At 55.7% G+C, this 17,524-nt stretch carries 19 protein-coding genes; all 19 read right to left on the bottom strand.

Annotated features, from left to right (window positions below):
* Window positions 1–13 precede the first annotated feature (13 nt).
* Entirely contained in the window at window positions 14–502 is a 489-nt protein-coding gene (locus BN1139_RS07835) for a chemotaxis protein CheW (RefSeq protein ID WP_005298836.1), read from the bottom strand.
* 69 nt (window positions 503–571) lie between these two features.
* On the bottom strand, window positions 572–1,444 hold the full coding sequence (locus tag BN1139_RS07830; RefSeq protein ID WP_005353662.1) for a chemotaxis protein CheW: 873 nt from the start codon (window positions 1,442–1,444) through the stop codon (window positions 572–574).
* A complete protein-coding gene (locus BN1139_RS07825) occupies window positions 1,441–2,235 on the bottom strand; it encodes a ParA family protein (RefSeq protein ID WP_005353663.1) in 795 nt (264 codons plus the stop codon). The genes BN1139_RS07830 and BN1139_RS07825 overlap by 4 nt, the downstream gene beginning before the upstream one ends.
* A 4-nt stretch (window positions 2,236–2,239) precedes the next feature.
* Complete coding sequence (locus BN1139_RS07820) at window positions 2,240–3,160, bottom strand: flagellar motor protein MotB (RefSeq protein WP_005353664.1); 921 nt, start codon at window positions 3,158–3,160, stop codon at window positions 2,240–2,242.
* Between the two features lie 2 nt (window positions 3,161–3,162).
* A complete protein-coding gene (locus BN1139_RS07815; RefSeq protein ID WP_005353665.1) occupies window positions 3,163–3,900 on the bottom strand; it encodes a flagellar motor protein in 738 nt (245 codons plus the stop codon).
* Between the two features lie 2 nt (window positions 3,901–3,902).
* Window positions 3,903–5,018: a protein-glutamate methylesterase/protein-glutamine glutaminase gene (locus BN1139_RS07810; RefSeq protein WP_005353666.1), complete on the bottom strand. Its 1,116-nt coding sequence runs from the start codon at window positions 5,016–5,018 to the stop codon at window positions 3,903–3,905.
* Window positions 5,019–5,050: 32 nt separating this feature from the next.
* Window positions 5,051–7,252, bottom strand: coding sequence for a chemotaxis protein CheA (locus BN1139_RS07805; protein WP_041980341.1), 2,202 nt, complete (start codon window positions 7,250–7,252; stop codon window positions 5,051–5,053).
* An 11-nt stretch (window positions 7,253–7,263) separates the two neighbouring features.
* Window positions 7,264–8,004 carry a protein phosphatase CheZ gene (locus tag BN1139_RS07800; protein WP_005353668.1) on the bottom strand — a complete coding sequence of 247 codons (741 nt, stop codon included), beginning with the start codon at window positions 8,002–8,004 and terminating at the stop codon, window positions 7,264–7,266.
* A 12-nt stretch (window positions 8,005–8,016) separates the two neighbouring features.
* Window positions 8,017–8,388: a chemotaxis response regulator CheY gene (gene cheY / locus BN1139_RS07795; protein WP_005334709.1), complete on the bottom strand. Its 372-nt coding sequence runs from the start codon at window positions 8,386–8,388 to the stop codon at window positions 8,017–8,019.
* Window positions 8,389–8,511: 123 nt separating this feature from the next.
* Window positions 8,512–9,231, bottom strand: coding sequence for an RNA polymerase sigma factor FliA (locus BN1139_RS07790; RefSeq protein ID WP_005353671.1), 720 nt, complete (start codon window positions 9,229–9,231; stop codon window positions 8,512–8,514).
* The gene (locus BN1139_RS07785) at window positions 9,224–10,099 is read right to left on the bottom strand and encodes a MinD/ParA family protein (protein ID WP_013723550.1); all 876 of its coding nucleotides are present in this window, start codon (window positions 10,097–10,099) and stop codon (window positions 9,224–9,226) included. The genes BN1139_RS07790 and BN1139_RS07785 overlap by 8 nt, the downstream gene beginning before the upstream one ends.
* A gap of 1 nt (window position 10,100) precedes the next feature.
* The gene (flhF, locus tag BN1139_RS07780; protein ID WP_005362047.1) at window positions 10,101–11,525 is read right to left on the bottom strand and encodes a flagellar biosynthesis GTPase FlhF; all 1,425 of its coding nucleotides are present in this window, start codon (window positions 11,523–11,525) and stop codon (window positions 10,101–10,103) included.
* Between the two features lie 16 nt (window positions 11,526–11,541).
* Complete coding sequence (flhA, locus tag BN1139_RS07775) at window positions 11,542–13,644, bottom strand: flagellar biosynthesis protein FlhA (protein ID WP_013723549.1); 2,103 nt, start codon at window positions 13,642–13,644, stop codon at window positions 11,542–11,544.
* 107 nt (window positions 13,645–13,751) lie between these two features.
* Complete coding sequence (gene flhB, locus BN1139_RS07770; RefSeq protein WP_005334720.1) at window positions 13,752–14,882, bottom strand: flagellar biosynthesis protein FlhB; 1,131 nt, start codon at window positions 14,880–14,882, stop codon at window positions 13,752–13,754.
* Window positions 14,875–15,672, bottom strand: coding sequence for a flagellar biosynthetic protein FliR (fliR, locus tag BN1139_RS07765; protein WP_005353677.1), 798 nt, complete (start codon window positions 15,670–15,672; stop codon window positions 14,875–14,877). Before fliR ends, flhB begins: the two co-directional genes overlap by 8 nt.
* Window positions 15,669–15,938 carry a flagellar biosynthesis protein FliQ gene (gene fliQ / locus BN1139_RS07760; RefSeq protein ID WP_005334727.1) on the bottom strand — a complete coding sequence of 90 codons (270 nt, stop codon included), beginning with the start codon at window positions 15,936–15,938 and terminating at the stop codon, window positions 15,669–15,671. The genes fliR and fliQ overlap by 4 nt, the downstream gene beginning before the upstream one ends.
* A 25-nt stretch (window positions 15,939–15,963) precedes the next feature.
* Window positions 15,964–16,737, bottom strand: coding sequence for a flagellar type III secretion system pore protein FliP (gene fliP, locus BN1139_RS07755; protein WP_005334729.1), 774 nt, complete (start codon window positions 16,735–16,737; stop codon window positions 15,964–15,966).
* On the bottom strand, window positions 16,724–17,104 hold the full coding sequence (fliO, locus tag BN1139_RS07750; protein ID WP_005353678.1) for a flagellar biosynthetic protein FliO: 381 nt from the start codon (window positions 17,102–17,104) through the stop codon (window positions 16,724–16,726). The genes fliP and fliO overlap by 14 nt, the downstream gene beginning before the upstream one ends.
* The gene (fliN, locus tag BN1139_RS07745) at window positions 17,101–17,493 is read right to left on the bottom strand and encodes a flagellar motor switch protein FliN (protein ID WP_005298791.1); all 393 of its coding nucleotides are present in this window, start codon (window positions 17,491–17,493) and stop codon (window positions 17,101–17,103) included. Before fliN ends, fliO begins: the two co-directional genes overlap by 4 nt.
* Window positions 17,494–17,524: the final 31 nt, after the last annotated feature.

Here is a 17,524-nt window from a genome sequence, read left to right as displayed (position 1 = left end):
ATCACCTTACTTATCAGAGGGAACCGATATCTTCCCACTCTTCATCGGAGAGCAGCTTGTTCAAGTCAACCAGGATCAGCAGTTGCCCATCGCGGTTGCTCACCCCCTGAATAAACTTGGCGCTCTCTTCAGTGCCGACCGCAGGTGCCGCATCGATTTCGGAAGAACGCAGATAAACCACCTCAGCCACGCTGTCGACCATGATGCCGATCACCTGCTTCTCGGCCTCGATGATCACGATCCTGGAGTTTTCACTCACATCACCGGAAGGCAGACCGAAGCGGGAACGGGTATCGATGACAGTCACCACATTGCCACGCAGGTTGATGATCCCCAGTACGTACTCAGGCGCACCCGGCACCGGTGCAATTTCGGTGTAGCGCAACACCTCCTGAACCTGCATCACATTGATGCCGTAGGTTTCGTTTTCCAGTTGGAAGGTTACCCATTGCAGCACTTCATCTTCGGCCAGATTCTGTGCAATATTGCGCTTTTCTGTCATGTTTTTATTCCTTTTATGAAAACGTCTACTGCTAAAACTAGCAATAAAACAGCTCGATTGCAGAAGTTATCAGCGACCTTCTATGTTAACCCCACGCTCCAGCAACAGGAGCAGTTCGCGGACGTGTAACAGGGCACACATTTTTTCTTTGACCATGCCAGCCAACCAGGGGCGCTTGCCCTCCTGATGGCGCCATTTCACTTGGTCACGGTGTAACAATTCAGTCCCTTTGAGATGATGGCAGGCTAATCCCCACGGCGATTCACCAAGCATAATCAAATACTTGTAATCATCCATCTCGAGATGCTGACCCGGCATGACCCACTGGGCAGTATCGACCACATTCATCTTCTGCTCGCGGGAGGTCATGATCCCCTTGTACCAGCCAGGCTGGCCAAACAGGGAGGTGATCTCGCCCAGCTGATGAATACCACCCAGCTCGGTCAACGGCACCGCAAACGTCACGCCCGCGACTTCAAAGAAAAGGGCCTGAAACTCTTTACCGGTATCGATATTTTCCCAAGCAACCGGTTCACTGGCCTCTACCGGAGCAACCTCCAGCGCCGTTTCGGTCAGGATAGTAGTATGGGGCTCTGCAACCTCGGGAAGCAGAACCTCCTCAGGCCATTCAGGCTCCACCGGCAGCAGTGATTCCTCTGCCACAATCTCCAGCGGAGTGGTGAGTGTTATCTCTTGGGTGAAGGCATCATTTTCGAACTGGACTTGTCCCACCTGAGCCAATAGCTCACCAAGTTGGGCAAGCCGTGGATCGCTTTCGAGGTAAGGTGCGGCAACTACCTCGGGGACGCTTTGGGGCTGACGTTGCAACTGTAAAACAGGGGCAGATTGAACCTCTTCCACCTCATCCAGCACCAGTGGCTCATCGAGCAGCAGGGAGTGGAAATAGTCATCCATCGCCCGAACTTGAATGGTATCTCTCATGCCGTCACCTCATGAACCCGTTGCCGCTCAAGGGCATCAAGATGGTTGAGCAGCGTTTCATATGCATAGGTTCCACGACTCCCGGGAGAATAGATAGACGGGGGGATATGCAGCAAGCTGGCATCCCGAAACTTGGTATCAATAGGGATCACCGCATTCCACACTGAATCTCCATATTGATCCTTAATCGACTTCAAGGTCATCAGAGAGGCTCGGGTGCGCTTGTCGAACATGGTCGGGATCACGGTATAACGGAACTTGTCACGCTTGGAACGCTGCATGATCTCGAATGTTTTCATCATCCGCTCCAACCCCTTGAGGGCCAGAAATTCAGTCTGGACAGGCACCAGAATGCGATCGCATGCAGCCAGCGCGTTGACCATCATCACCCCCAGTACTGGCGGGCAATCGATCAGCACGTAATCATATTGCTCCTGAATGCGCAGCAGTGCCCGTTTCAGTACCAGTCCCATCCCCTCACGATTGCCCATCACCCGATCAAGGGTCGCCAAGGTAATAGAAGCTGGCAGTAAGTTGATATTTTCGAACTTGGTCTTGAGCGTCAGTTTATTGACAAGCTCGGCTGTCGGTTTGACAGCTTGAAACAACTCATAGAGGGTTCCATCCAGGCGATCTGAATCAAAATCAAGATATGCAGTCAGCGAAGCATGGGGGTCGGTATCAATCAACAGCACCCGCTGGCCACGCTGGGCCAGGATCCCCGCAAGCGAGACCACTGTGGTGGTTTTACCCACACCACCTTTCTGGTTGGCAACCGTCCAAACAATCACTGTATCAATCCTGCCTTGTTGTTATGCGTATGCCACCACCGGGCAAGGTGATCACCTTTATCTCTCCTGCATCCACCGCCTGCTGTACAGCAGGAACCGGTTCAGCAACTACCGTCGATGTTGCAACCACAGGTGCCGGCGGCACCCAGGCAAATTTGGAGATAGCGACCACAACCTTGCGATTCTGCAGCCTGCCCTGCTCGCTGCCGTTGTCAGCAAAGGGGGAAAACTCGCCATATGCCTCGAACGCCAGACGCTGAGGGGCGATCCCATCGGCAATCAAGCCATTGAGTACCGCTTCGGCCCGAGCAGCAGAAAGCGCCCAGTTAGAACGATAAATTTCATTATTTATCTGTTGGTTATCGGTATAACCCCGAACCCTTACATAGTTATCGACCGGTTTGAGAATACTTGAAAGAGTATTAATGACCGGTGCAGCGTTTGGTCCCAAAAAGGCACTGCCGCTGCCAAACAACAAGCCGGAACTGAGTTCAACCGTCAGCCAGTTCTCATCTTGCGTCAGTTTGACGATACCGGCATCCACCAGCGAGCCCATGCTCTGTTGCAACTGCATATCGAGTTTTGCAAGTGTCGCGCCATCTTGCAGCACTGGCACACCAGAAATAGGAGCAAGTGAAGGAGAGGGGGATGCTGGGCTTTCCAGCAACGATGGAGAGGCAGATACCGCGTTATCCAGCAGGGAATTACCCTGCCCTTCGAGCAAGCCATTGCCGCCAGACTGCATGACACTGAACGCCTGACTCATACCATCAATCACCGCGCGATACTTGTCCTTGTTCACCAGCGCAACAGAGTAGAGCACCACGAACAAGGCAAAGATCAGCGTCATATAATCGGCATAGGAGACCAGCCAGCGGTCAAGATGCTCGCGACCCTGCAAGTGCAACCGATAGCGCTTGCGCATGGCTACTCTCCTTTCAAATAGGCCCTAAGCCGGCGTTCAACCTGTAAGCCGTTTTCACCATGAGCGATAGCCAGCAGCCCTTCCAGGGTCATCTCCTGAAAGAGTGCATAGTGATAGTGAAATGCGCGTAGCCGATTGGCGATAGGCAGGTAGATGAGGTTGGCAAACCCCACTCCATAGATGGTCGCCACAAATGCCACTGCGATACCCGCCCCCAGCGCTGACGGGTCTTCGAGATGAAACATGGCCTGGATCAGGCCCAGCACGGCACCGATGATCCCGATGGTCGGACTGTACCCCCCCATAGCTTCAAATACCCTGGCGGCATGTTCATTGCGCTCCTGCTCGATATCGATGTCCGCTTCCAGCAGCATACGGATATCCTCTGTGGAGACCCCATCGACAATCATACCAAGCCCTTGGCGGGTAAAGTTGTCTTCCTCATGCTCGGCCTGATTTTCAAGGGCCAGCAGTCCTTGCTGGCGCGCAAAGACGGCCCATGACTGCAACCGTTCGGCCTGCGTCGCAAGATCTTGGTGGGGAGGGGTAAAAATCCACAACAGCTGGCGCAACGCCAGCAAGATGTACTTGGCTGGAGTCTGCAACGTGACGGCACCGACGGTACCACCCAGCACGATCAAAAAAGCAGGGCCGTCCACCAGCGTCAACAGGGAGCCGCCATGCCACAGTTGGGCAATGGCAATAGCCCCCAATGCCAGGAGCAGACCGAGCAAGCCCATGATTAGCGCCCCAACTCAACCAGAATACGCTGGGCCACCTTGTCCAGAGGGAGTGATTCGCTGGCAATCCCCGCTTTGGCTACCGCTTGCGGCATACCATATACCACGCAGGAAGCCTCATCCTGAGCCCAGATGGTTGAGCCCTGCTCTTTCAGCAGTCTGGCGCCATCACGGCCATCTGCGCCCATACCGGTCAGCACAATCGCCAATACCTTGTCGGCATAGGTCTTGGCCGCAGAGGCAAAGGTGATATCCACACAAGGCTTGTAATTTACCTTGTCGTTGCCATCCACGATGCGAATACGGGCCCCTATTCCACGACCTTCCAACAGCATCTGCTTACCACCGGGAGCAAGGTAGGCATGCCCTGGTTTAAGCACATCGCCATCTTCCGCTTCCTTGACGCCAATCTGACATAACCCGTTGAGACGGGCAGCAAACGCGGCAGTAAAAGTGGCTGGCATATGCTGGATAAGCAGGATGGGATGGGGAAAATCCCCCGGCAACTTGGTCAGCACATTTTGCAACGCAACAGGTCCGCCGGTAGAAGTGCCGATCGCCACCAACTGATAACTCTTGCCACTGCGCTTGAATGAAGCACTTGGCACAGTACGTTGCAGGTCAGGCTGACGATCTGAAGTTCTGGGCACAGTGCTGCCCAGAGGAGCACGAGCAACCGGTTCAGGTGCTTTGGGGCGAGCAGCGGATGTCATCAGGAAGCGCTTGCGGGAGATCTCCTTCACCCGTTGTTGCAACAGTCTGACCGCTTCATCTTTGTCTCTGGCAATGTCCTCAAACTTCTTGGGCAAGAAGTCCAGGGCACCGGCGTCCAGCGCATCCAGCGTAGCCTTGGCCCCTTCATGGGTCAGGGAGGAGAACATCAGAATGGGGGTTGGGCACTTGGCCATGATCTCCCGCACCGCACTGATGCCATCCATCACGGGCATTTCGATGTCCATGGTGATCACATCAGGGCGCAGCGACATCGCCTTGTCCACCGCCTCACGTCCATTCTGGGCCGTATCAATCACCGTCAGCATGGGATCCTGATTGATGATCTCGCTCACCCGACGGCGAAAGAAGCTCGAATCGTCGACAACTAATACCTTGACTGCCATTGTTGTTTTTCTAACTCCTTGGGCCTGAGCTATTAATGTCTACGCGCATATGCTTTGAGCAGACTCGGCACATCCAAAATAAGAGCGATTCCGCCATCACTGGTAATCGTCGCACCGGCCATGCCAGGGGTGCCTTGCAGCAGGTTATCAAGTGGCTTGATCACCACCTCTTCCTGACCAATCAGGCTATCTACCACAAACCCGATTTGCTGAGTGCCAATCTGCACGATCACCACATGTCCGGTATCCTGACGTGAACGTTTGTTGGCGCCACGAATCAACCATTTGTGCAGATAGAAGAGCGGTATCGCCTTCTCGCGCACAATGATGGTGAGCTGGCCATCAACCATGTTGGCCTTTTTCAGATCCAGATGGAAAATCTCGTTCACACAACCAAGGGGAAGTGCGAAGGTCTGCTCACCCACTTCCACCATCAGAGTCGGCAGAATGGCTAACGTCAACGGAACCTTGATTTCAAGACGGGTACCTTTCCCCCAAGTGGAATCTATATGCACCGACCCATTGAGGCTGACAATGCTGGTTTTAACCACATCCATTCCGACACCACGGCCAGAGATATCAGAGATCTCGGCCTTGGTTGAAAAACCCGGGGCAAAGATCAGGTTATAGGCATCGTTGTCGCTCATGCGAGCGGCAGTATCTGCATCCAGAACACCGCGACTGATTGCGATGGACTTGAGTTTCTCCGGATCCATCCCAGCCCCATCATCCTCGATACAAAGCAGGATATGATCGCCTTGCTGGGAGGCGCTAAGGGTGATCGTCCCTTGCCGTGGTTTGCCCGCTTTCTCACGAACATCCGGCATTTCGACCCCGTGATCGCATGAGTTGCGAACGAGGTGAACCAGAGGATCGGCGAGCGCCTCCACCAGGTTTTTATCCAGATCGGTCTCTTCGCCCACCATCACCAGCTCAATCTCTTTCTTGAGGGTTCTGGCCAGGTCACGCACCACGCGCGGGAAACGACCAAATACCTTCTTGATTGGCTGCATGCGGGTTTTCATCACCGCACCTTGCAGATCAGCCGTTACCACATCCAGATTGGCAACCGCCTTTGACATCTCTTCATCATTACTGGCAATACCCAAGCTCACCAGCCGGTTACGAACCAGTACCAACTCACCTACCATGTTCATGATGACATCGAGGGTCTTGGTATCCACCCGCACCGTCGTATCGCTTTGCACGGCACTGTTTTCTGCTGGCGCAGGCGCCGCCTTGGCAGCAGGCGCTGGCGCCTTGGCTGCTTCAGCGGGTTTTGCGGGGGCAGCCGGTGCAGGTTTGGCTACAGGAGTGGTAGGTTTGGGCGGAGTCACCGCAGCAGGTGCGGCAGGTGCGGCAGGTGCGGCAGGTGCGGCAGGTGCGGCAGGTGCCAGAGTACTCTGAGGCCCTTGGCCACGGCCATGCAATTCATCAAGCAGACGCTCAAACTCATCATCATCGATAAGCTCGTCCACCTCTTTTTGCACCGACTTCAGAGGATTTACCTCTGGCGCCCCCATGTGCTGTCCCTGACCATGAAGCTGGTCCAGCAAGGCCTCAAACTCATCATCAGTGATATCGCCAGAGCCACCTGCTATCGGGGCTGCTGCAGCCATCTTGGTCGGAGCCCCACCCACGCCGTGGAGCTCGTCCAGCAGACGCTCGAATTCGTCTGCAGAAATTTCATCGATCGAGCCGCCGCCATTGACAGGAGTAGGCTCGCTGCTGATGGCTGCGGGTTCAACAACTTCTGGAGCAACTTCTTCAACAACTACCGGTGCTGCAGGTTCAGATTCTACAGCCGCTGCCGCACTGGTCGCAGTGCGCAGTTGCTCTTCCCCTTCTGGCTTGCACAACTCATGAAGGTCATGAAGCAAATCATCTGACGCAGGGCTGGGTGCTTCGCGATTTTGAACCTGGGCGAACATGACATTGATGGCATCCAGCGCTTGCAGGATCACATCCATCAGCTCCGCAGTAACGGTTCGCTTGCCATTACGCAAGATATCGAACACGTTTTCCGCACCGTGGCATACATCAACCAGTTCACCGAGCGACAGAAAACCTGCCCCCCCTTTCACGGTATGGAAACCGCGAAAGATGGCATTCAACAGGTTCTTGTCATCGGGCCGCTTTTCCAAGTCGACCAGTTGTTCAGACAACTGTTCCAATATTTCGGATGCTTCGACCAGAAAGTCTTGCAGTATGTCTTCATCAACTTCGAAGGCCATGCGTCACTCCATTAGAATCCCAAGCTAGACAGCAGATCGTCCACATCATCCTGACCATTGACCACATCGGCACGAGCCTCGGGGTTCATGATAGGGCCCTCTGCTTCAATCCCGTTGACAGGAATACTACGAGTTGAATGCTCAGCAGAAGCCTCACCAAACATGGTCAGCATTTCTATTAATTTTGTTTCAACTTCCTGAACAAGCTTGATGACCTTGCGGATCATCTGACCTGTCAAATCCTGAAAATCTTGCGCCATCAGGATTTCTGTCAGCAGTTGCCGTAATTTATCGGCATCAGACTCTGAAGCCTTAATAAAATCATCAAGTTGGTGGCATAAGGATTTGAACTGCCCCACGCTCATGTCACGAGACATCAGGGCATTCCAGTTCGGCATCACCAGCTGGATATTGTCATTCAGGCGATCCGCTATCGGCAAACTGGCTTCCACCGCATCCATTGTGCGATTGGCCGCTTTGTCGGTCATATCGATAACGTAGCTCAAACGCTCCCGAGCATCGGGAATGTCATGAGTAGCCAAATCGGGAATACGGGGATCGAGGCGAAATTCTTGAAGTGAATCATGCAGTTGTCGGGTCAGCTGACCTACTTTTTCAAACAGATCGGCTGCGTTGGGGGCACATACTTCGGCAAGCAGTTCATCGGCCAGCTCAAATTCGCCTTGCTCCAGATGAGCAACAAGCATCCTTGCCTGGTCGAGCGAAATCATTGCTCTCGTTTTGGCCATCATCCCTGCAGCTCCTTAGCCAATTCGTTCGAAAATTTTGTCGAGTTTTTCTTTGAGCGTTGCTGCGGTGAAGGGCTTGACGATGTAACCGTTGACGCCAGCTTGGGCGGCTTCAATGATCTGCTCACGTTTGGCTTCAGCAGTTACCATCAGTACCGGCAGATGCTTGAGCTTCTCATCGACACGGATGGCTTTAAGCAGGTCAATACCTTGCATGCCAGGCATGTTCCAGTCGGTAACTACAAACTGAAAATCACCATTTTTCAGCATCGGCAGCGCTGTATTGCCGTCATCCGCCTCATGGGTATTGTTGAATCCCAAGTCGCGCAGCAAGTTCTTGATAATCCGGCGCATCGTTGAAAAATCGTCAACAATGAGGATTTTCATGTTCTTGTCCAAAATTCCCTCCTAAATAGCCACCAGAGTGGCTCACTTACATGATGCTAAAAACGGGTTGTGTCGTGCGGATTATGCCTTAGAGTTTCATCTCAGTGTAGCCAGTACAAACACTTATAGATGCCAATCTCTCAAACGAGCACGCAATCTGTGCATTGCCTGACTGTGGATCTGGCTCACACGCGACTCGCTGACATTCAAAACCTCGCCAATTTCACGCAAATTCAGCTCTTCATCGTAGTAAAGAGAGAGAACCAAAGCTTCTCTCTCTGGTAGACGACCAATTTGCTCGGATAATTGAATCTGAAATCGCTCGGCAGCCAATTCATCGAATCCCGAGCCGGAAGGGGCATCATCGGGGTGGCCGATCACATCCTCGCTGACCCCCAGATCCTCGATACCGATAATTTTGCCGCAAGAGACGTCTTGCAGCATCGCATGGTAATCAGCGATGGAGACCCCCATCTCGGCAGCAACCTCGGTATCTCGCGCGTCACGACCGTGCGTCTGCTCGACATTCTCGATCGCTTCTGCAATAGCCCGACTGTTGCGATGCACAGAGCGGGGTACCCAGTCACCACGCCGGATCTCATCCAGCATGGCGCCTCGGATGCGGATCCCGGCATACGTCTCGAAGCTGGCCCCCTTGCTACCGTCAAAATTGCGGGAGGCTTCAAGCAGCCCAATCATACCTGCCTGGATCAGGTCATCCAGCAAGACACTGCTGGGCAGGCGAGCCAACAAATGCTGGGCAATTCGCTTGACCAGGGGAGCATGACGCTCCACCAGCACATAGGAATCCTGATGACGCAAGTACGCTTGGGCTTTATTCACGGGAACCTTCCTGTGTTGTGGCCGGTTTCTGCAACAAATTTTCCAGGAAAAACTCCAGATGGCCGCCCGGCTGGTTGGGAACCGGCCAGCTCGCAGCCTTGTTGGCAAGGGCCCGGAACGCCAGTGCGGCCGGCGACTTGGGAAACGCCTCGACAATCAGCTTCTGCTTGCGCACGGCGGCACGCAGGTTGGTGTCATAAGGTACACAGGCGACCAGCTCCAGCGAAGTGTCGAGGAAACGATCCGTGACCCGGGTCAGTTTGGCAAAGAGCTCCTGCCCTTCGCGCAGACTGCGCACCATATTGGCCACTACCTTGAAACGAAACACACCGTGATCCTTGGAGAGGATCTTGATGAGGGCGTAGGCATCGGTGATGGAGGTCGGCTCATCACAGACCACCACCATGATGTCCTGAGCGGCACGGGTGAAGCTCAGCACCATGTCGGAGATCCCCGCAGCCGTATCCACCAGCAGGATGTCGACCTGGGTCTTCATTTCGCTGAAGGCACGGATAAGTTCGGCATGCTGCACCGGAGAAAGCTCGACCATGGACTGGGTGCCCGAGGTCGCAGGCACGATCATCATGCCGTAAGGGCCTTCGACGATGATATCGTCGATGGTGCATTCACCCGCCAGGACATGAGAGAGGTTGCGATGAACCCGCAGCCCCAGCATGACGTCGACGTTGGCCAGACCCAGGTCGGCATCCAGCACCATCACCCGCTTGCCTTGGGCGGCCATGGCTCCGGCCACGTTCAGGGTCACGTTGGTCTTGCCCACGCCACCTTTACCACCGGAAACGGCGATTACTTTTACTCGATTGTTTTGACGCATTTTGCGCAGACCACTCGCCTGATCCATATACATGTTACTCATAAAACTCCGAATCTTCGGCCTCGCCAAAGCCTGCGCCCCAGAAATAGGGCTCCTCTGTTTCTCGCTCCAGCGAGCCCATGGCAGCCCCGACGAGCTGCGCCGCATTGGCAACCTGAATATCTTCCGGAACCCTTTGTCCGTCAGTGATATAGCTGATGGGCAATGAATTCTGGATACACACGTTAATCACTTCGCCCAGATTCAGACTTTCATCCAATTTGGTAAGTATGCAGCCGCTTAATGGAATACGCCGGAAATGGTCAACCGCCTCCTGCATCACCCGACGCTGGGAAGTTGCCGACATCACCAGATAACTGCGGATCCGTACCTTGGCATTCTTGACCAAGGTATCGAGCTGCTCGGTCAAGCGGATATCCCGTTGGCCAACGCCGGCCGTATCGATCAGTACCAGCCGACGATGGCGGAACTGATAAAGAGCATTGGCCAACTCTTCGGCATCACGTACCTGCCGCACCGGACACCCCATGATGCGGCCATAGGTCTGCAGCTGTTCATGGGCACCAATCCGGTAGTTGTCGGTGGTGATCAGCGCCACCTGCTCGGCGCCATACTTCATGGCGAAACGGGCAGCCAGCTTGGCGATGGTAGTGGTTTTGCCCACCCCGGTCGGACCAAGCAGCGCCACCGCGCCGCCCTGACGCATGATCTCGTCCTCACTGATCTTGAGCTGGGCCGTCAGCACTTCGGCCAACTGGGCCATCGCCTGATGGATGGACATATCTTCGGGGATCAGTCCCGCCAGTTGATCGGCAAAGGCATCATCAAAGCCCAGTTTCTTGAGCTCCTTGATCAACAGGGCCCGCATCGGTTCGCGGCGCTCCACCTCTTGCCACATCAGCCCGGAGATCTGGTGCTCCAGCAATTTACGGATGCTGGCCATCTCCTTGCGCATCCCTTCCATCTCCTGATCCCGCTGGGCAGGTTGAGGGGGGCGCTGGCCGGACGCAACCCGAGCTTTGGGCTTGGCAGGTTCGGGAGCTGCGCCCCACTGCCCCTGCTCGGCCAATGTTCTGGGCGCTGCATTGGCAGCGGCCAGACCGGCCGATTGGGTATTACCCAGTGGCGCCCCATTGCCCGGCTTGAGCTTCTGCTGGCGCGCCAGCAAGGCGGCCAGGGTATCGGCATAATGTTCGTTCTGCTCCTTCGCCGGCGTCGGCTCGGGGCGGATCATCTGCCGTGCAGCAGACGAAATATTGACGCTCTCATCGTTCAGCTGACGGCGAACCGGCGCATCTTTGGGCCCCGGAACCTGGGATTGATAATCGACTGCGGCGACTATCTCTACCCCTCCGGTGACCTTCTTGTTGGACATGATGACGGCGTCAGGCCCGAGAGTCTCCTTGACCTCGGCCAGAGCCGTTCGCATATCCTTGGCAAAAAACCGCTTAATCTTCACCCGTCGTCTCCGCTAACTAGTTCTGCCCTACCGCACTGACGATGCGGATCTGCTTGTCGTCGGGCACTTCCTGATAAGACAGAACGCGCAATCCAGGAATGGCATTCTTGACAAATTTCGCCAGGGTATTGCGCAAGATCCCCGATGTCAGAAGCACGGCCGGTTGGCCTTCCAATTCTTGTCGTTGAGTGGCTTCCACCAGCGAACGCTGCATCCGCTCTGCCAGACCCGGTTCAATACCGGCACCATCACCGCCACCTGCCTGCAGGGATTGATGCAATATACGTTCCAATTCCGGCGCCAAGGTAATCACCGGCAACTCGGGATCCGGGCCTGCAATCTCCTGCACAATCAGGCGACGCAGGGCAATCCGGCAAGCGGCCGTGAGCACTTCCGGATCCGGACTGCGCGGCGCGTATTCAACCAGGGTCTGCAGGATAGTGCGCATATCGCGGATTGGCACGCCTTCATTGAGCAAATTCTGCAATACCTTCACAAGGTTACCCATGCTGATCACTTCCGGCACCAACCCTTCGACCAGCTTGCTCTGATGTTTGCCAATCATGTCGAGCAGCTGTTGTACTTCGTCATGGCCCAGCAGCAGAGCCGCATGGTTGGTCAGGATCTGGCTCAGATGGGTAGCCACCACGGTCGCGGTATCCACCACCGTATACCCCAGCGTCTGTGCCTGAGAGATCATGTCCTTGGCAACCCAGACCGCTTCCAGTCCGAAGGCGGGATCCCGGGTCGCTATCCCCTGGATCTGGCCGAACACCTGCCCCGGATTGATGGCCATCTCCTTATCATGGTAGACATTGGCCTCGCCGGTACTGACCCCCATCAAGGTGATGCGGTATTGATTTGGCGCCAGATCCAGGTTGTCGCGAATGTGGACGGCCGGGACCAGAAAGCCCAGCTCTTGCGAGAGTTTCTTGCGCACCCCTTTGATCCGGTTGAGCAGTTCGCCCCCCTGATTGCGATCCACCAGCGGGATCAGCTGATAACCCACTTCCAGCCCGATGATGTCCACCGGCATCACATCGTCCCAGCTCAGCTCTTTCTGCTCATGGGGTTGCTCGGCAGTAGCAGGTAGCAACTCACCCTTGGCCGCTTTGGCGGCTGCCAGTTTCTCGCGGCGCAGCAACCACCAGGCGCCAGCGGCAGCGAGAGCACCCAGACTCAGGAAGGCGAAATGCGGCATCCCCGGCACCAACCCCATCATCAGCAGAATGCCGGCCGAGATGATCAGCGCCTTGGGATTGTCAAACAGCTGGCCCAGTACTGCGGTACCCATGTCCTGATCAGTATTCTGACGGGTCACTATGATGGCGGCGGCGATGGAGAGCAGCAGAGAGGGGATCTGCGCCACCAGACCGTCACCGATGGCCAACAGGGTATAGATCTCGGCAGATTCGCTGAAGGTCAGCTGGTGCTGCATCATCCCGATGATGAAGCCGCCGATGATGTTGATAAAGAGGATCATGATGCCCGCAATGGCATCCCCTTTGACAAACTTGGAGGCACCATCCATGGAGCCGTAGAAGTCAGCTTCCTGGGTTACATCCTGACGACGCTTCTTCGCCTCTTCCTGATTGATAAGGCCGGCGTTCAAATCGGCATCGATGGCCATCTGTTTGCCCGGCATCGCATCAAGGGTAAAACGGGCACTCACTTCCGCGATCCGCCCGGAACCCTTGGTAATGACCACAAAGTTGATGATCATCAGGATGGTGAAAACGATGATGCCGACCGCATAGTTGCCGCCGATCACCACGTTACCGAACGCCTCGATCACATGGCCGGCCGCCGCACTGCCATTATGACCTTCCAGTAACACCACCCGGGTCGAGGCGACGTTCAACGCCAACCGCAGCAAGGTAGCGAGCAGCAGTACGGTCGGGAAGGCAGCAAATTCGAGGGGGCGGCGGGTATAGACGGATACCAGCAGCACCACGATGGAGAGGGCAATGTTAAAGGAGAAGAGCACGTCCAGCATCAGCGGCGGGATGGGTAACACCACCATGCCGAGCGCGGCCAATACCAGTAGAGGGGTACCAAGGCCTTTGCCCAATACTCCCCGGTACTCTTTGAACTGGCCCAATACTGCCTTGAATTCCATCGCGCTTCTCAATTTCAACCTGCTGGTGCCAGATTAAAGCAAACATCAAGCCAACAATACAAGACATTGAAATGCAATGGATTTATTTTGACTACGTCAGAACTTTGTCATTTCCGATATTCGGTCGGAATAGGCAGATCTTTAGCCAGCGGCTGGGGACGGCGCCCCTGACCACGGCGGAATTTCTTGAGCTGGAAGACATAGGCGAGCACCTGGGCTACCGCCGCAAACAGCCCTTCCGGGATCTCGTGGCCCAGCTCGGTTGAGTGGTAAATAGCCCGGGTCAAGGCTGGTGACGGCATGATGGGGATCTCGTACTCTCTGGCGATCTCCCTGATCTTCATTGCAATTTCATCGGTGCCCTTGGCCACGACCTTGGGCGCGGCACCGGGTTTTCCCGCATCATACTTGAGCGCTACCGAGTAGTGGGTCGGGTTGGTGATCACCACATCGGCCTTGGGTACATCCCCCATCATCCGGCGCATCGCCATCTGCATCTGCAACTGACGGATCTTGCCCTTTACCTCGGGCTTGCCTTCGCTGTCCTTGAACTCGTCCTTGACCTCCTGTTTGGTCATCTTGAGCTGACGCATGTGGTTCCACTGCTGGAACGGCACATCGATGGCCACGATGGGGAGCAGGGCGCAGCAGAGGATGATCAACATCCAGAGAAACAACTCCAGCGCATCGATAATACCGCCGGGGAAACCCTCCATGGATAGGTTGAGCAGATGATTAAACTGACTTGATAACATCCACCAGGCAAACAGGGTGATGAACACCACCTTGGCGATGGATTTGACCAGCTCAATCAGCGACTGCACCCCGAACATTCGCTTGAGGCCGCTGAGCGGGCTCAGCTTGCTCATCTTGGGCATCATGGCTTCGGTGGAGAAGTTCATCCCCCCCATCAGGGTGTTGCCGATAAAAGCGGCAATCGCCACCAGCGCAAACAAGAGTCCCAGCGGAAGCACCAGTTCCCCCAGCAGCGCCGGCACCATAGCGATCATGGCATTGGGATCGAAAGCCTGCTCCCTGTCCAGGGTAAAGCCCATGGTGACTACCTTGATCATGGCAGTCGCCAGCGAGCCCTTGAGCATCAGCAGGCCAAATACCGCCGAGAGCAACACGCTGGCGGTTCCCAGCTCTTTTGAACGTGCAATCTGCCCTTTTTCACGGGCCTGTTGCAGTCGTTTGCCCGTGGGTTGTTCGGTACGTTCCTGGTCGGTATCAGCCATGAGCGCCCCCGAAGCACTGGGTGTTGATCAGCTCGCAGCTGACCTCCTGCACCCGCTCCCACATGATGTCGAAGTGGCCGAGGAACCCGCCGATAGTGAGCCAGAGGATGAGCAGACCCGACATCATGCTGACCGCAAAACCGATACTGAAAATGTTGAGTTGCGGCGCCGCCCGGGTCATGACACCAAAGGCGAAGTTGATCAAGAGCAAGGCGACGATGGCTGAAAGCGACATCACCAAAGCAGCCTGATACATCACACCCAGAAACGCACTCAGGGTTTTCATGGATGAAACCGAGAGGCCGTGCTCGGAGACAGGCAGTGTCTCGAAACTAAGAATGACCAGCCGCAGCATCACCAGATGACCATCCAGCGCCAGAAACACAAGGGTCGCCAGCATCAGATAAAACTGACCCACCACGGGGGCCGACTGGCCATTCATCGGGTCCACCAGGGTGGCAAAACCCAGACTGGTCTGCATAGCGATGACCTGACCGGCCATCACGAAGCTCTCCATCAGAAACTGGGTCATCAGGCCGAGGGCAATACCGATCAGCAGCTGCTGGCCCAATACCAGAAAGCTGCCGGCCGAGAAGAGCTCGATAGGGGGCATTTTCGGAAGCAGCGGGGCAATCAGAAAGGTGATGGCCAAAGCCAACCCCATCCGTACCCGCGCAGGAGCAAGGCGGCTGCCGAACACCGCCATCACCATCAGCAGGCTGCTCACCCGCGCCAGCGGCCAGAGGATGGAAGACAACCACTCCATGATCAGAGCGGTTGTGTAGGTCATCCCACCACCTCGGGGATTTGATTGACCATCAGTATGAAGAAGTCCATCAGACTCTGCATTCCCCAGTGAGCACCAATTCCCAGGGCCAGCAGGGTCACGATAAGACGGGGCAGAAAGCTCAGGGTCTGTTCGTTGATGGAGGTGGCCGCCTGAAAAATGGCTACCACCAGCCCGATAGCGAGGCTGGGCAGGATCACGGCGCTGACCATGATATTGACCAGCCAGAGCGCCTCGCGAAAGACGTCGACAAAGGTTTCAGGACTCATGTTCGGGCTCCTTGCGCTCGACCGGCTAACCGGCACCCAGTCCGAAACTGTTGGCCAGCGACCCCAGAATGAGATTCCAGCCATCCACCATCACGAACAGCATCAACTTGAAGGGCAGCGAGACGATCATCGGCGAGAGCATCATCATCCCCATCGCCATCAGAATACTGGCGACCACCAGATCGATGACCAGGAACGGCAAGAACAGCATAAAACCAATCTGGAAGGCGGTTTTCAGCTCGCTGGTGACAAACGCCGGGATCAGCACTCGTAGCGGCACATCGGCAGGTTTCTCCACCTGCACGTTGGCGATCTCCATAAAGGTGTTGAGATCCTTGATGCGGGTCTGGGCCAGCATGAACTGATGGATGGGCAACTCGGCCCGCTCCAGCGCCTCCTTTGCCTGAATGGTCTCGGCCAGATAGGGCTGCAACGCCTCATCATTGATGCGATCCAGCACCGGCGACATGATGAAGAACGACATGAACAGGGCGATGCCGATCAACACCTGGTTGGAAGGACTCTGTTGCAGACCGATCGCCTGGCGCAAGATACCCAACACCACAATGATGCGGGTAAACGAGGTCATCATGATCACCATGGCCGGCAAGAAGGAGAGCGCGGTCATCAGCGCCAGCACTTGCAGGGTCAGGCTGTACTCCTGAGAGCCATCCCCCATGGTCTTGACGGTCACCGCCGACATGGCGTCCTGTGCCAGCGCAGGCCAGGAGCAAAACAGTGGTATCAGCAGGCTGACCAGCAGCCCCGTTTTCAGCCATAAGCCGTTAGCTTTTTTCATGCTTGCCCATCAATTTGCCAAGCTGCTGGGAAAACGCCTGCGGCTGGTTTTCGTCCAGCGGCTCCTCCAGCCGGTAGAGAAAGTTGACCTGCTGCGGTGTTACGCCGACCAGCAACTGCTGTTCGCCCACCTTGACCACCAGCAGCTTCTCTTTGTAACCCACCGGCAACGAGGCGATGACCCGCATCTGGCCGCCCCCCATGGCGGTCGCCAGCTTGCTCTTCTTGAGCAGAAATCCCAGCACCAGAATGAGACCAATCACCATCAGACTGGAGAGCAACCAGGAGCTCAGACTAGGCACGTTGGCAGATGCCGCTGTCTCGGCAAAGACCGGAACAGGCAGCAATAACAACAGGAGGCGCATCATTTGAGCTTCTTGATCCGTTCAATCTGGCTGATGACGTCAGTCAGGCGGATACCGAACTTGTCGTTCACCACCACCACCTCGCCGTGAGCGATCAGGGTACCGTTGACCAATACATCCAGCGGCTCGCCTGCAACCCGATCCAGCTCCACCACCGAGCCCTGGTTCAGCTGCAACAGGTTGCGGATGCTGATCTGGCTGCGGCCCACCTCCATGGCGATAGTGACCGGAATATCGAGAATGGTGTCGAGCTTGCGACGCTCCTCGGCACTGATAGGGGCATCATCTTTCAACTCTTCCAGCGGGGCTGGCTTGGCTTCCGCCGTCACCTGCTCCTCCAGAGCCGCAGCCCAGGCATCAGCCATCAGATCCTCTTCCTCAGTTCCGCTCATCTTGTTTCCTTATGCTACTTCGTGACCGTTT

The organism is Aeromonas veronii bv. veronii (genome assembly GCF_000820225.1).
Classification (GTDB): Bacteria; Pseudomonadota; Gammaproteobacteria; order Enterobacterales; family Aeromonadaceae; genus Aeromonas; species Aeromonas veronii.
The sequence above is the reverse complement of the archived record's forward strand: the minus strand, read 5'-3'. Positions and strand labels throughout refer to the sequence as shown.

What these genes read in the sequence shown, in the direction of transcription:
- BN1139_RS07835 (WP_005298836.1), bottom strand. Translation starts at nt 502, where the DNA reads ATGACAGAAAAGCGCAATATTGCACAGAATCTGGCCGAAGATGAAGTG.
- BN1139_RS07830 (WP_005353662.1), bottom strand. Translation starts at nt 1,444, where the DNA reads ATGAGAGATACCATTCAAGTTCGGGCGATGGATGACTATTTCCACTCC.
- BN1139_RS07820 (WP_005353664.1), bottom strand. Translation starts at nt 3,160, where the DNA reads ATGCGCAAGCGCTATCGGTTGCACTTGCAGGGTCGCGAGCATCTTGAC.
- BN1139_RS07815 (WP_005353665.1), bottom strand. Translation starts at nt 3,900, where the DNA reads ATGGGCTTGCTCGGTCTGCTCCTGGCATTGGGGGCTATTGCCATTGCC.
- BN1139_RS07810 (WP_005353666.1), bottom strand. Translation starts at nt 5,018, where the DNA reads ATGGCAGTCAAGGTATTAGTTGTCGACGATTCGAGCTTCTTTCGCCGT.
- BN1139_RS07805 (WP_041980341.1), bottom strand. Translation starts at nt 7,252, where the DNA reads ATGGCCTTCGAAGTTGATGAAGACATACTGCAAGACTTTCTGGTCGAA.
- BN1139_RS07800 (WP_005353668.1), bottom strand. Translation starts at nt 8,004, where the DNA reads ATGATGGCCAAAACGAGAGCAATGATTTCGCTCGACCAGGCAAGGATG.
- cheY (WP_005334709.1), bottom strand. Translation starts at nt 8,388, where the DNA reads ATGAAAATCCTCATTGTTGACGATTTTTCAACGATGCGCCGGATTATC.
- BN1139_RS07785 (WP_013723550.1), bottom strand. Translation starts at nt 10,099, where the DNA reads ATGTATATGGATCAGGCGAGTGGTCTGCGCAAAATGCGTCAAAACAAT.
- flhA (WP_013723549.1), bottom strand. Translation starts at nt 13,644, where the DNA reads ATGGAATTCAAGGCAGTATTGGGCCAGTTCAAAGAGTACCGGGGAGTA.
- flhB (WP_005334720.1), bottom strand. Translation starts at nt 14,882, where the DNA reads ATGGCTGATACCGACCAGGAACGTACCGAACAACCCACGGGCAAACGA.
- fliR (WP_005353677.1), bottom strand. Translation starts at nt 15,672, where the DNA reads ATGACCTACACAACCGCTCTGATCATGGAGTGGTTGTCTTCCATCCTC.
- fliQ (WP_005334727.1), bottom strand. Translation starts at nt 15,938, where the DNA reads ATGAGTCCTGAAACCTTTGTCGACGTCTTTCGCGAGGCGCTCTGGCTG.
- fliP (WP_005334729.1), bottom strand. Translation starts at nt 16,737, where the DNA reads ATGAAAAAAGCTAACGGCTTATGGCTGAAAACGGGGCTGCTGGTCAGC.
- fliO (WP_005353678.1), bottom strand. Translation starts at nt 17,104, where the DNA reads ATGATGCGCCTCCTGTTGTTATTGCTGCCTGTTCCGGTCTTTGCCGAG.
- fliN (WP_005298791.1), bottom strand. Translation starts at nt 17,493, where the DNA reads ATGAGCGGAACTGAGGAAGAGGATCTGATGGCTGATGCCTGGGCTGCG.